Here is a 14,030-nt window from a genome sequence, read left to right as displayed (position 1 = left end):
AAATTATTCGGCGCTTAAGAATATTGTGATACCAGCTTTAGAATATACAGCTCTACATAGTTTTCGATAGCATTTCGCTCTTTTATTTTTAAAAGGCCGGGAGATTCCAAAAGTGTTTTAGCCAGCCCTCTTACTCTGTCAGCAGTAAAACTTGTAACTGAAATAGTTCTATTTACTCCCCGTAAATAATCACGAATTAAGGCATTTACATCTTCAGTTAGATTCTCTCTTGCAGGGTGACCCAATGTGTGATTCCATTCATCCAAATTTTTTTCAAGAGCTTGATCTATTGTCATGCTTTCAGGAAGAAATTCGGCAGCGATTTTTTCTGCAACATCTTTTAACTTGAGTTTAGGTTTTTTATAGACAGTTTCTTTTTTTTCAGGCTGTACAGGCTGAGGCTTTTTTTTCTTTCGTTTGAAAAAAGCAATTATCGAAGAAATTATCGGAATAGTGTACCAGAATGGAAGGAGTATTTTAGTGTCGCTTAAAATCTCATATCTATTGAGCATTAAAATTTCATTATAGGCAGCAGGTTTTCCTGCCGGAAAAATTCGGTTTATCTCCATCGCTTGAATTTCATTTAACCGGGGATCTGCAATTATGGATAAAATAAAAGGAGCATTTAAAAGACCGTATAAATTAGGAGTTGAATGAGAGACTATTTCTTTTAACAATTCATTGAAAGCTGCATCGTTTTTCATTGATTCGTCTTGCTCAAAATTAAGGAGCATTTCGTGCCATTTTTTTATACACAGTTCCCTAACGGGTTTTCTTGCTTCGTTTATGAGAGATATTAAAAGGGGCACTACTTTTTCTGTAAGCAGGTAAAACCTATCATTTGAAGAATTTGTAAAGCTGAGAATATCGGGAATTATGTATTTTTCCGAAGTGCTTGTTTTTTCCTTCATAAAATTTTGTAAAGTTTCCTCAGAATATTGTCCGAGTAAGGGCACCCCTCTGGAATCTGTAAATTGGGTTATTTGCTTCATTGTAAAATAATACGGTGCTTTTTGAAAAGCAAGAAGGAGGTTCTTTAAAGCCGTGTCCGTTTGAATATCTTTTTGGACTCTGTTTCTATAATAGTTATTTAAATATTCCAGAATGCCGACGGCTTGTAATAAGGCTATCTCATCGGGGAGTTTTTCATTCTTTTTGGCAAATTCTTGTTTTATAAAGGCACAGAGTTGACCCCACAATATATAGTTGTCACCCGATTCTTTGACATTTTGAAAACTATTAACGCTGTGTGACATTGCTCTTGTTATGAATGTTTTAACCGTAAATTCTTTACCCGGATTGGCGACCAGAAGCCTTTTTTGCATGTAGTCCCTGCTTTCATCTTTTGATAAAAAAAGTTTAACCTTATCTAATGCCAAATTTAAAAGTTTTTCGGTCTTGTAAGAGCCCGGAAAGATGAGAGCCGGAATATCGCCGTTATAGTTTAGTACATATAAAAAAGAACTTTCCTTAGATTCCGGATTTATTAAGGCTATGTCATCTGAAAGGGTGATTGTCTTTAAAAGTTTTCCCGGAAAATTTTTAGGCAGATCGGATAAAAGAGGAAAAGGAATATCGGGATGCTGCTCAAGATTTGCGTATTGACGGGATATATTATCTACGTGGTAATATGGAACGAATATAATGGTTGTATTGGACTTATCCGTTGTTATTTCGATATCTCCATCCTCTTGGATTTTTTTTAGTTCATTTAAAAGAGTGTCAAGAGAAATTTCAAGGTGGACAGCCAGTTCCGGCTTTTGTTGTAAAAACCGGCGTGCATAACGATGGAGATAATCTTGAAAAGGCTGCAGTGTAACTTGGGCACTGTCTCTGCGTAAAGAAAACAATCTAAGTAAATGCAGTAAATCAGTATAAATAGTCATTCCTATATTATACACAATATTTTTTAATAATTCAAGATTATCAACAAATTTTCAACAGATATCAACCCTTAATATTAACCTTTTGTAATTGAATAAAACTGTTTTTTTAGATATAATCCTAAAAAGAGCAATAAGTTTAATAAAAGGCGGGCTGATATGCTTTCACGCAAATTATTTATTTTTATTCCCTTGGCCGTTTTAGCGGTATTGATTTTTTTGACTGCCGGTTTTTTTGTGTTTGTTACCATAGCCGAATACCGGCCTAAACCGATTGAAAATGCAAATATAACGAAAAGATCAAAAGAAGAAGTCATTCAGGCTGATGAAGCCTTTAAAGTTTTAAGCTGGAACATCGGCTATTGCAGCCTTGATGCTGAAAACGACTTTTTTTATGACGGGGGAAAAAATGTGACGGCCCGAAGTAAGGAAACCGTATTATATAATCTCGAAAAAGTAAAAGCTCTGCTTAAAAAAGAAGATTGCGGTATTAACCTAATCCAAGAAATCGACTTAAAATCAAAACGCAGCTTTTATGTAAATCAAGAAAAAGCCATATCCGATTTTTTTGCCGATTATGATTCAGTCTTTGCAGCGAACTACAATGCCGTCCTTGTGCCCGCTCCTGTGTCAAATCCCTTGGGTCGGGTTAAGAGCGGTGTCTTTACGCTAAGTAAATACGTAATAAAAAAAGCTGAACGTCATCAGCTTCCCGGCACCTTTTCATGGCCCTTAAAAACCGTCAACTTAAAGCGCTGCCTTCTTGTTTCTGAAATTAAAACCGATGTTCCGGGTAAAAATCTTTATATAATAAACTTACATCTTTCGGCTTACGATGCAGCAGGCATATTAAGAAAGCAGGAAATGGAATATCTAAAAAACCTTGCTTTAAAATTTTATAATGATGGACATTGGGTAATTGCCGGCGGAGATTGGAATTCTCTTTTTCCGGGTGTAGAAAAAAGCCTTTTTATGCCTTATACTACCCCTGATAAATTTCTTGAATGGATAGAATATTCTCCTGCCGATTTTATCGGAAAGGACTGGAAATGGGGATTTGATAGCTCTACGCCTACAGTTCGTCTTTTGGAAAAGCCCTACGTTAAGGGAGAAAATTACACCACGATAATAGATGGGTTCATATGTTCTCCCAATGTTGAAATTACCGGAGTAAAAACTATTGATTTAAATTTTGAAGTTTCGGATCACCATCCCGTAATTGCAGAATTTAAACTTATAAAATAGGTCAGCTATAAAAATACAAATACAAGGAGCAAAAAATGAAGGTAAAACCTGTAACGGTAACCGGCAGCAGTTTAACGATCGAAGATGTTGTAGCTGTTGCCCGCCATGGAGCGGAAGTAAAACTATCCGCAGATGCAAAAAAAAGAATCAAGGATTCAAAGAAAATTGTAGACGATATCGTAAAAAGCGGTAAGCCTACCTACGGTATTTCGACCGGCTTTGGTGAATTATCTACCGTAACAATTACTAAGGATCAAAACGGTGCCTTGCAGAGAAACTTAATTTTAAGCCATGCCTGCGGTGTCGGCAATCCTTTCCCGGAGGACATAGTTAGAGCCATAATGCTTTTAAGGCTAAACACACATGCAAGCGGTTTTTCGGGTGTAACCCCGTCTATTCCGGATATTCTTGTAGATATGCTAAATAAGGGCGTAACTCCCTATGTGCCCGAAAAAGGTTCATTGGGAGCAAGCGGCGACTTGGCAAACCTTGCCCACATAGCCCTAGTAATGATAGGCGAAGGAAAAGCCTATTATGAAGGCAAGCTGATAGAAGGAAAAGCTGCGCTTGAAAAGGCCGGTTTAAAGCCTGTCGTTCTTTCAGGAAAAGACGGTCTCGGCATAATTAACGGAACTCCCGTAATGTCAGGTATCGGAGCCCTAGCCCTGCATGATGCCGAGCAGCTTTTAAAAACCGCCAACATGGGAGCCTCCTTGGTGTTTGAGGCCTTTAGAGGAATTACTGCAGCCCTCGACCCCCGAATCCATAAGACCCGCCCTCACAAGGGGCAAATTGATACGGCCGCCTTTATCCTCAAAATGTTAAAAGGAAGCTCTTCTATCAACACAAGAGAAAATGATGTCCAAGACCCGTACACCCTCCGCTGTGTTCCGCAAGTCCACGGAGCAAGCGCCGATGCTATTGCATATGTGCGCAAGGTTTTAGAGATAGAAATCAATGCCGTAACCGATAATCCGCTCGTCTTCCCCGACAATCATGATGTTATTTCGGGCGGAAACTTCCACGGGCAGCCAATCGCTATAACTATGGACTTTTTAGGCATTGCCGTAAGCGAACTGGCAAATATAAGCGAACGCCGAATCGAGCGCCTTGTAAACCCGCAACTAAACGGAGGCCTTCCTGCTTTCTTAATAGAAAACGGAGGAGTAAATTCAGGCTTTATGATTCCGCAATACACGGCCGCATCCCTTGTTTCAGAAAACAAGGTATTGGCTCACCCTGCAAGTGTTGACTCTATCACCTCATCGGGGAACAAGGAAGACCACGTAAGTATGGGAACTACAGCTGCCCGAAAAATAACCGAAATCGTTAAAAACGTGCGCCATGTTCTTGCTATTGAATGGCTTACGGCTGCTCAAGCCTGTGATTTACGGGGAGTAAAAAAATACGGAAAGGGAACCGGCGAGATGATGAAGCTTATCCGAAAACACATTTCCAAGGTTACCGAAGACCGCATTCTTTATAATGATATTATGAAAGCTCTCGAAATTATTTCAAATGATGAAAATATTGAAATGATTGAAAATGCTGTTAAGTAAAAAGAAATGAAACCGCAGGGGCCGCAAAGGGTTAATTGGTAATTGTGCCTATATGAAAACCGCTTCTATATCCTTTATAGCGTTGAGAAGTGTACAAGAATGTACGCCTCTCAACAGCTTTGCGGTCTTGGTGTCCATTGCGGTTTCTTTCGTTTTTTATTTTTAACCGCTTAGTTTATAGAAATCTCCGTTTATTCCGAATATTTTCCTATGCTTCTTATCTTTTTGCTTCGGTATTTTACCAAAACTGCAGGGTCGCGTTTTGTAAGGTCGGCTAAATCTTTTAGGATTTGTTCCTTGATAGCATCGGCGGTTTTTTTGGGATCGGTGTGAGCTCCTTTTTCGGGTTCAGGGATTATGCCGTTGATTACCTTTAGGTCAAGAACCTCTCGGCTGGTAATTTTAAGCATGGCTGCGGCATCCTTTGCCCTGCTTGAATCCCTCAATAAGATTGAAGCGCATCCTTCAGGGGATATAACCGAGAATATGGCGTTTTCAAGCATGTAAATCTTATCTCCCACCCCTATGCCGAGAGCTCCGCCGGAACCTCCTTCGCCTATGATTATGCAGATTATGGGAGTTTTTAGGCGGCTGAATTCCCGTAAGTTAAAGGCAATAGCTTCTCCGATTCCTCTTTCTTCGGCTCCAAGGCCGGGATAGGCACCTTGTGTGTCGATAAAGGTAATAATCGGCCTTTTAAACTTTTCGGCTTGTTTTGCAAGGCGCATGGCTTTGCGGTAGCCTTCAGGGTTTGCCATACCTCCGTTCCTTTCAATGGTTTCGCGCAAGTTTCTTCCCTTTTGGGTGCCGATCACCGTAACCGGCCTTCCGTCGATAAAGCCTATTCCGCCTATCATTGCGGGATCATCTCCGAAAAAACGGTCTCCGTGAAGTTCGGTAAAATTATCGAAAATCAAATTTATGTAGTCCAATGTTCTAGGCCTGTCGCTGTGGCGGGCGAGTTCTACCCTTTCCCATGTTTTTGCAAGAGCTGTTGAGCTTTCAAGTTTTGCATTTATTTTTGCAAGTTCCTCGCTTATATCAAGTCCCGCTTTTTGGGCTATATCCTTTAAATTATTTAATAAGTTTGTTTGATCTGTGCCGCTCATTAGTTCTCTCCTGCTGTCTTTTTCTTTTTAGGGGCTTCTTTAAGGCCGAGGCTGTGAGCGTCAATCATACGGGCAAAAAATTGCCTTTGCTCTTGGCGCGGTACTATACAGTCCACAAAGCCTTTTTCCAACTGAAATTCCGCCCTCTGAAATCCTTCGGGGAGCTGCTGTCGGATAGTGCCTTCGATAACTCTTGGGCCTGCAAAGCCGATAAGGGCACCCGGTTCCGCTGCCGTTATATCTCCGAGCATTGCAAAACTTGCCGTAACTCCTCCCGTAGTCGGGTCACAAAGCATTATAAAAAGAGGAACCCCTTTTTCATCCAGCTCGGCGGCCGCACTTGAAGTTTTGGCCATCTGCATTAAAGAAAAAAGCCCCTCCTGCATTCGTGCCCCGCCTGAAGTCGCATAGATAATTACAGGTATTCTTTCAGCGGCTCCCTTTAGCATAAGGCGCGAAATCTTTTCGCCTACAACGGAGCCCATGGAGCCTCCCATAAAGTGAAAGGACATGAGGGCTAAAAGGGCATCTCTTCCTTTAATCTTACAAGAACCCGTAATAACGGCTTCGTTTAAGGCCGCTTTTTCTTCTGCAGCCGAAATTTTTTCTTCATAACCTTCCATTTCGATGGGATTACAGGTTTTAAGATTGGCATAAAGCTCTTTGAAAGAATTCTCATCGGTTAGATAGGTGATTCTTTGCCTCGGCTCTATGCGTAAATGATAATTACAATGAGGGCATACCATCAGGTTATCTGTAAACACCTCTTCATCATATGATACTTTACAACTAGGACAATCCATTTAAGTCTCCCTATAAAAACTTTCTTACTTACTTCCAAAAAGCTCTTCATAGAGTCCGGTACCGAAAACACCGGATTTGAACTTTTTCGAGTTAAGTATAATCTTTTGTTCTTCAATATTGCAAGTGATGCCTTCAATTTTAAGCTCATCAAGGGCACAAAGCAGCTTTTGAATGGCATTGGCTCTATCGGTTCCGTGAACTATGAGTTTAGCCGTCATTGAATCATAAAACGGAACTACCGAATAGCCTTGGTACAAAAAGCTGTCAAAACGCACTCCGTTTCCTCCGGGAACCCTCAAATTCTTTATGAGCCCCGGAGAGCGGGCATTTATTCTGGCTTCGATAGCCCATCCCTTGGTGGGCAAAATCCCTTGGGCAAACTTCATATTTTCCCCTGTGCAAACACGGATTTGTTCCGCAATTATATCGGTGCCGGTAATCATCTCCGAAACGGGATGCTCTACCTGAATTCGGGCGTTTACTTCCATAAAGTAGAAATTATTGCCCGATACGAGGAACTCGATTGTTCCTGCCCCGCGGTATTTAAGGGAAGAAAAAAGGCTGACAGCTCCCTTACACATGGCTTCCCGCATTTCCTCGCTTACAGCCGGAGAGGGGCTTTCTTCTATCAGCTTTTGATGATTTTTTTGAACCGAGCAATCCCTTTCACCCAAAACGGAAACGGCTCCTTTACCATTGCCTAGAATTTGAAGCTCTACATGGCGCGGATCTACCAGATATTTTTCGATATAAACCGTGCCGTCGGCAAAATTGGCTTCGGCTTCGGCGGAAGCGATTTTTAGGTTTTCGGCTAATTCCGATTCTTTATAGACGATGCGCATTCCCTTTCCGCCGCCGCCTGAGGCTGCTTTAATGATGACGGGATAGCCGCATTTTTCGGCCGTTTTTTTAGCTTCGGCCAACTCCTTTATAGCTCCATCCGATCCGGGGGTTACAGGAAGTCCGCTTTTTACAGCTGTTTCACGGGCACATACCTTATCGCCGAGCATTTCGATTGTGTCGGGCTTGGGCCCTATCCAAAAAAGCCCTGCGTTTTCTACCTCGCGGGCGAAACCTGCGTTTTCCGATAAAAAGCCTACCCCCGGATGTACGGCCTCACAGGAGGTGCAAAGGGCTGCCGTAATTAGAGCTTCCCTATTAAGATAGCTTTTAGCCGAGGGGGGCGGTCCTATGCAGACAGCCTCATCAGCCAAAAGAACGTGGAGGCAGTCCTTGTCCGCCGTAGAGTAAACGGCGACGGTTTTTATTCCCATTTCGCGGCAGGAGCGGATAACCCTCACGGCTATTTCGCCTCTGTTGGCGATAAGTATTTTTTTAATCATAGGAACCTTCCTACTTAGCCCTTATCTTAAACAAGACCTGATCGAATTCTACAAGGTCTCCGTTTGAAACTAAGATTTCCTCGATAACCCCGTCATATTCGCATTCGAGGGTATTCATCATCTTCATAGCCTCAAGCACGCAAAGGGGCTGACCTTTTTTTACTGTGCTGCCCTTTTCAACATAGGGAGGAGAATCCGGAGACGGTGCCCTATAAAAGGTGCCTACAATGGGGCTTTTTACTTCGAGTAGGTTAGCCGATGAAACGGCGGGTGAGGCTTTAGCCGGCTCTTCTGCAGACGAATTTGCCGGTGTTTGAGGCGCGGCTCCTTGCCCTGTTGCTCCTGCCGGAGCTGTCTGAAATCCGTTCTGTAAACCGGATTGAAATCCTGCCGGCATAGCTGCATAGGGCATAGGATAGGCTGTCTGCACTCCTCCGCACGCACCTGACTGGATGACAGCTTCCTTTTTAGGGAAGGCTCCTTCTTTTTTTAAGATAAGCTCGCAGTCATCCTGCTTTATCTGCAAGACCACGGCATCGCCTTTTTCAAACTTTTCTATCACCTTTAAAATAAAATCCTCTTTCATAAAAACTCCTTAAGTTTTATTTATTTAGTTAACCGCAAAGGCCGACATTTTATCATTTATACGGGCAGAGTGTCTATCCCTTATAAAAATCCATTTTTAAGCATCCTAAACCTCTTCCTCATTTCCAACTGTATCCCGTTTATAGAATCTCCAGTTTTTTGCCTTTGCAGCTTCAAAAGCAGCTTTTAACTCGGCGGAAGAAGAAAAATCCGTTATAGTTCCTTCCCTTGGATCCATTTATTTATTACCAACTGTCCTATTAACTTCATTTTTTATCATCTTCTTTTTTCGAATTCTTTTTGAAAGCTTTTAGGGCTGCTTAAAATTCTATACGCTTCTTCTGAAAGGTTTACTTTTAGAACTCCGGTATCGGTTGTTATATTCATTTCTTTTGTGTTTTTGTAAAGATACAGCTTCATAATTTTGTCATCATCCATAAATGAATAATGCACAAGGACTTCTCGGCCATTATGAATGCTTTCGGCGGTAAAAAGGCTTTTCAAATTTCTTTCTTCGATTTCGATTTCGGCAATATCTTCTCCAAACAATGTATCGAATATATCCAGAATTTTTTCCCCTGTAATAAATAGCAAAAGAGTGTTCTTATCATCGTATATGCGGATATAAGAATTTTTCACAGAATAAGAAAGCTGCTTTTTCACCTCGGCAGGTTTACTGACGATTTCGTATGCGTATTTAAAAAGTTTCCATGTTAATTCTTTTGGGATGTCCTCCGTTTTCTGTAATTGAGAAACGGAAATTCGGCAAAGAGGATAATTTTTATATACAATAAAGTTAAAATCCTGCTCATCGTTATCACCGTAATTATACGAAAGAACATAACGGTATAACTCTTGTGCGTCTTTAGGCAATTCCGTAAACGAAGCTTCATCAGCTTCTAGCAGTAAAGATTCTTGAAAAAGCAGATACAACGCATTGATTTCGTCTTTATCGGTTATCTTGTGTACAATCTTATCTTGTGCATCATAAACCGTAAAGCTATTGACTCCATAGGCAAAGGCTCTTACACCGCCTGCCAATAAACATACTGTAATCGGTATCATCAAAAGTTTTTTCATAACTATTTATCGAAATCCTCCATATGTAAATGTCTAATTATTTACTTTTACAATCCAGCGGCCGTCTTTGGCGCTGCCTACATATTCAATCTTATTATCTTTTCTTAGCTTAGCTATATCCCTCTCAATGGTAGGTTTTGATACATTGATCATACATTTTATCATATCAATTGTGATTTTGTTATTTGATTTCATCAGTTCTATGATTTTTTCTTTTCTTTGTTCCGCACTCAATTTTTGAACATCATTTTGGACATCATTTTGGACATCATTTTGAACATCATTTTGGCCGCCACTTTGACCGTCATTTTGGACATCATAATTTCGATTGAATAAGGTAACTATTACCCCGTTATCTGAAATATAATATTCGGGTTGTTTTTTAAAATGTGCATAATCTTCAAATATTCTGCGTACGCCCGAAGCATAATTTTCAATAACATCGGCTTTATCCAGAGTATCTACGATAATTTTATTTCTTTTTGCAACCATGCCCATTTTTATGTTTTCCAATGTCAATCCGTCTGGCAAGCTGCCGGGAGAAAAAATCTGCACTCTGTCATCGTAAAATTCTATTTTTATATCTCCGCTTAAGGTCCAATCTCTATGACAATAACAATTTACGATAGCTTCTCTGAGTGCTCTTTCGGGAATATCCAAATATTCATCCCGTTCAGGTTTTCCGGTAATGGTGATTTTTTTTCGATTTGATAAATTGGCAAAATAGAGAACTTCATCTAATTGTTTTAAGATGGAACCTGTAAATTCTTTTTTATCCAAAAAGATATTCACCGTAGTGCCTTGAAAAACTGCAAATTTACTAGTAGTAGGATTTTGGTCACTCAATAAGAGAGCTGCATTATTGTATTTATCATCCTTATCGATGAGGGATAGAGCATATTTGTCAAAAAGGACTCCTTTTTCCTTAAATCTATTTTCTACATAATTAAAGGTTAAATCATCCCGATGACATAACAAACGCTCGTAATCATGCTGACTATGCTGCCGTATCATTCTTTGAATTTCATCAAAACTTGCAAGTCTTTTTGTACTGCCGACTCTGACATATACGCCTTTTGTATTAAAACCTTCTCCGTCTTTATAAAAATAAGGTCTTTCTTTTCCCTTAAGAATCTTTATCCTAAAAGGTGTTTCATTTGGATAGATATATATTAAATTCGTTACATCGGGATTAAAAGCATTTACAATCCAATTTGAGAGTATTTCTTCCCATTTTTTCTTTTTTTTGTTTATAAGATCATAATGTATAGTTCCGCTGTCATCTACACCTAAATAGATTTCTCCATTGGTGCTATTTAAAAAAGAGACGATTTCAGCTTTAAGTGCACTTTGCTTTTTAGGAATATCGATTTTAAACTCTTTATTATAATCTTCCATATTTTATAATTATCCGCTAATGGTATTTTCCAATTCCGCTAAGTATTTGTCAAAATCGGAAACAAAGGTCTTATCTTGAATGATGCGGTATTTTTCAAATTCGGATTCGGCATGAAGTTTTGCAATTTCTGCAGATACCTTTCCTGCATCTTTTAAAAGTCCGTATTCGAACATTTCGATAAAACCGGTAAGCCGCGTTTCCCAATCTTGCATGGTAAGCGGAATCTTCCGCAACGCCATATTTTCTGCAAAGTCGAGATATGAAGTTACCATCCGGTTTAACTGCGAAAGTTCTATCTCGCTTAAATAGTTTTTTGCAATAATAACATCGGATTTTTTAATTTTGCCTTCGGGAGCATCCTGCCATGTAGTCAGTCCCATGTGCGGTTGCGTACTGTCGGCACGCTCATAAATAAGCTCCGCAGCCGTATGTCCGTGGACGGCAAAATGCATTTTGTTTTGTACCGTTGCATAAAACCTTTTGGTAGCAGCGGCTGTTTTATCGTAGTCTAAAGCAGTTGCATACAGGTCGGTAATCTTTTGATAGAACTTGCGTTCGCTTGCCCTGATTTCTCTAACCCGCTCCAGCTGTTCTTCAAAATATTTGTCCGTAAGAAAAGAGCCTTTTTTCAGCCGTTCCGAATCCATGACCCAGCCTTTGATTGTGTACTCTTTTGTAATACGGTTGACCCACTTTCTAAATTGCACAGCCCGCTCAGAGTTAACCTTAAAGCCGACAGCTATAATCATTTGCAGTCCGTAGTGTTTTACCGAACGGGTTATACTTCTATCGCCTTCAGTTTGAACTATTCGGAAATTCCGAATAGTTGCTTCTTCCTGTAATTCATGGTCTGCAAGAATATTTTTGATATGCTCGTTAATCGTTGACACCGATGCATCATACAAAACAGCCATCATTTTTTGAGTCAGCCAAATATTTTCATCTTCATACCGTATTTCGATACTTTCAGCACTTTTGCCGCCCGCTGCAATAAAAGTCAAATACTCCGCCGCCGAAGATCGAATATCCGTTTTAGCTTTTTTTGCCATTACCTCAATTTAAATCCTGTCGAACCTTTCTACTTCGGCTTCATAGTTGATGCCTTCGACATCAAAGCCGTTTGAGGCTAAAAAATCGTGGCGGTAACCTGCAAGGTCGGTTAAGCTTTCGGCGTTTTCGCCGGTTACCTTTTCCATTAAAGCTGAAACTTCCTTTTGAACGTCTTCTTCAAGCTCCCAGTCATCGATACGGATTCTATTTTCTTCATCGACGGGGATGGTGCCGTCTTTACGGTAGAGTCTTTCGGCATAAAGGCGGGTAATCTGCTCGATACAGCCCTCGTGGTTTCCTTTTTCTTTCATAACCTTAAACAAGGAAGCGAGGTATAGGGGAATTACGGGGATTACCGCACTTGCTCTTGTTACCAAGCCCTTGTTTACCGAAACGAAGGCCCGTATTGACGGGTTTTCTTTGTTTAGGCGGAGGGCTGTTGCTTCAAGGTGTTCTTTCGCTTTTCCTATGGTGCCTTTTCGGTAGAGGGCCTGTGTAGCTTCCGGGCCGATATAGGAATAGGCTAGGGTAATGCAGCCTTTTTCTAAAAGACCTTCTTTTGAAAGCTGCTTTATCCAGCGTTCCCAATCTTCGCCGCCCATAACCTTAACCGTGGCGGCAGCTTCTTCTTCGTTCGCGGGCTCCGCCGAAATTTCCTTCAGCTCGCCGGTAAACGGGTCGAGCGTTTTGCCGGTAAAGGTTTTGCCGAAGGGCTTGAGTACGGATTTGTACATAACGCCTGTATCGGGATCGGTGCGCACGGGGCTTGCCAAGCTGTAAACTATAAGATCGAATTTAATTCCTTTCTTTTTGGCTTCTTCGATTACTTGTGCTTTGATTTCATCGGAAAAGGCATCTCCGTCTATAGTTACGGAATAAAGACCTTCCCTTTTTGCCGCCTCGTCAAAGGCCAAATTATTGTACCAGCCGGGTGTGCCGTACTTTGTTTCGGTTCCGGCCTTTTCAAAGGAAACGCCGATAGTCGCCGCCCCATAGCCGAATGCTGCCGTTATTCGGCTTGCAAGTCCGTAACCGTTCGAGCAGCCGAGTACCAGCACGTTTTTGGGCGCCTTTGCTCCGGCTTTTACCTCAGCGGTAATTCTCTTTTTTGTGTACTCTATTTGATCCTCAACGCCTTTTTTGCATCCTTGCGGATGAGCGTTTAGACAAATATTGTTCCTAACCATTGGTTTTACAATCATATCATACCTCCATAAATTTCATATAATATCCGCTCAACCTGCAAGAGGTTTTACCATGAGTTGTCAGAATTGAGTCGGGTCTTAAGACTCTTTTTTAGCTTTATTGGAACATTACTATAAATTCCTCCGGTAATAAAACTTTTATTTTTGAACTTTTATAATCTTCAATATTTCTGGTTATTATATATTCGCATCGGTTTTCTACAGCTGAAGAATGTTGTAACGCATTTTCAAAATCGGAAAATTTTGATTTTAGTGCTTCTAATACATTCTGATGATCAATTGCTATTACGGTTATATACTTGACTATATTTAGTATAAATTTCCTCGCCTTATTATCACCGCCGGATTTTCTCAATATATAATAGATATTGGCAACACAGTTAGATGAAATATGTCCTATGATAATATTATTCTCTGCCATTGCTAATATGGTTTTACTGGAAGAAAAAAACGGTTCCCGAGCTAATGCAACATCAAGGATAATGTCTGTATCAATAAAAACCTTTTTTATCATAAATATTTGTCCTGTAATGCTTCACTGAGCATATCTTTATACGATTTTCCATTATCATAAAACATTCCGGAAATACTATCAGTTATCGGTGATTTCATTTTATAAAAAGAAGTACTCATCTCAGGATTGGTTGCTATATTTTTAAGATAGTCTTCTACAATTCGAGAAACGCTCCTGTTCTTTTTTTGAGCATACTCCTTTGCCTGCTCTATTACAGAACGATCTATAGTTAATGTAAGTTTTGCCAACATATA

Annotated in this window: 13 protein-coding genes and 1 pseudogene; 2 read left to right on the top strand and 12 right to left on the bottom strand. The window is 40.4% G+C overall.

Annotated elements, in window-relative coordinates; all coding sequences use genetic code 11:
* Positions 1-14: 14 nt before the first annotated feature.
* Positions 15-1,892 (bottom strand): hypothetical protein, encoded by a 1,878-nt coding sequence (locus E4N74_RS09640; RefSeq protein ID WP_338113395.1) that lies wholly within the window; start codon positions 1,890-1,892, stop codon positions 15-17.
* A gap of 150 nt (positions 1,893-2,042) precedes the next feature.
* Here E4N74_RS09640 and E4N74_RS09635 point away from each other — a divergent pair, with 150 nt between their 5' ends.
* The gene (locus E4N74_RS09635) at positions 2,043-3,128 is read left to right on the top strand and encodes an endonuclease/exonuclease/phosphatase family protein (RefSeq protein ID WP_245608968.1); all 1,086 of its coding nucleotides are present in this window, start codon (positions 2,043-2,045) and stop codon (positions 3,126-3,128) included.
* A gap of 35 nt (positions 3,129-3,163) precedes the next feature.
* Complete coding sequence (gene hutH / locus E4N74_RS09630; RefSeq protein WP_255805099.1) at positions 3,164-4,687, top strand: histidine ammonia-lyase; 1,524 nt, start codon at positions 3,164-3,166, stop codon at positions 4,685-4,687.
* 191 nt (positions 4,688-4,878) lie between these two features.
* Here the strand turns inward: hutH and E4N74_RS09625 are convergent, their stop codons facing one another.
* The 11 genes and pseudogenes from E4N74_RS09625 to E4N74_RS09575 all read right to left on the bottom strand — a co-directional run bounded on the left by E4N74_RS09625 (position 4,879) and on the right by E4N74_RS09575 (position 14,027).
* Positions 4,879-5,796 (bottom strand): acetyl-CoA carboxylase carboxyltransferase subunit alpha, encoded by a 918-nt coding sequence (locus E4N74_RS09625; protein ID WP_044977789.1) that lies wholly within the window; start codon positions 5,794-5,796, stop codon positions 4,879-4,881.
* Complete coding sequence (gene accD, locus E4N74_RS09620) at positions 5,796-6,599, bottom strand: acetyl-CoA carboxylase, carboxyltransferase subunit beta (RefSeq protein ID WP_044977788.1); 804 nt, start codon at positions 6,597-6,599, stop codon at positions 5,796-5,798. Before accD ends, E4N74_RS09625 begins: the two co-directional genes overlap by 1 nt.
* Positions 6,600-6,623: 24 nt before the next feature.
* Positions 6,624-7,943, bottom strand: coding sequence for an acetyl-CoA carboxylase biotin carboxylase subunit (locus tag E4N74_RS09615; RefSeq protein WP_255817350.1), 1,320 nt, complete (start codon positions 7,941-7,943; stop codon positions 6,624-6,626).
* 10 nt (positions 7,944-7,953) lie between these two features.
* Entirely contained in the window at positions 7,954-8,529 is a 576-nt protein-coding gene (accB, locus tag E4N74_RS09610; protein WP_255817348.1) for an acetyl-CoA carboxylase biotin carboxyl carrier protein, read from the bottom strand.
* Positions 8,530-8,634: 105 nt separating this feature from the next.
* A pseudogene (locus E4N74_RS09605) lies at positions 8,635-8,763 on the bottom strand (leucine-rich repeat domain-containing protein); the annotation flags it as partial.
* Between the two features lie 41 nt (positions 8,764-8,804).
* Complete coding sequence (locus E4N74_RS09600) at positions 8,805-9,608, bottom strand: cysteine protease (protein ID WP_255817338.1); 804 nt, start codon at positions 9,606-9,608, stop codon at positions 8,805-8,807.
* Positions 9,609-9,641: 33 nt separating this feature from the next.
* On the bottom strand, positions 9,642-11,006 hold the full coding sequence (locus E4N74_RS09595) for an ATP-binding protein (RefSeq protein WP_255817335.1): 1,365 nt from the start codon (positions 11,004-11,006) through the stop codon (positions 9,642-9,644).
* 9 nt (positions 11,007-11,015) lie between these two features.
* On the bottom strand, positions 11,016-12,056 hold the full coding sequence (locus tag E4N74_RS09590; protein ID WP_255817333.1) for a virulence RhuM family protein: 1,041 nt from the start codon (positions 12,054-12,056) through the stop codon (positions 11,016-11,018).
* Between the two features lie 9 nt (positions 12,057-12,065).
* Positions 12,066-13,259 (bottom strand): enoyl-ACP reductase FabV, encoded by a 1,194-nt coding sequence (gene fabV, locus E4N74_RS09585; RefSeq protein WP_255817331.1) that lies wholly within the window; start codon positions 13,257-13,259, stop codon positions 12,066-12,068.
* A gap of 100 nt (positions 13,260-13,359) precedes the next feature.
* The gene (locus E4N74_RS09580) at positions 13,360-13,776 is read right to left on the bottom strand and encodes a PIN domain-containing protein (protein ID WP_255817329.1); all 417 of its coding nucleotides are present in this window, start codon (positions 13,774-13,776) and stop codon (positions 13,360-13,362) included.
* Positions 13,773-14,027 carry a DUF6364 family protein gene (locus E4N74_RS09575; protein WP_255805090.1) on the bottom strand — a complete coding sequence of 85 codons (255 nt, stop codon included), beginning with the start codon at positions 14,025-14,027 and terminating at the stop codon, positions 13,773-13,775. The genes E4N74_RS09580 and E4N74_RS09575 overlap by 4 nt, the downstream gene beginning before the upstream one ends.
* Between the last annotated feature and the right edge of the window lie 3 nt (positions 14,028-14,030).

Source organism: Treponema putidum, assembly GCF_024401155.1.
GTDB lineage: Bacteria > Spirochaetota > Spirochaetia > Treponematales > Treponemataceae > Treponema_B > Treponema_B putidum.
Note: the sequence above shows the minus strand (reverse complement) of the source record. Positions and strands in the feature narration are given on the sequence as shown.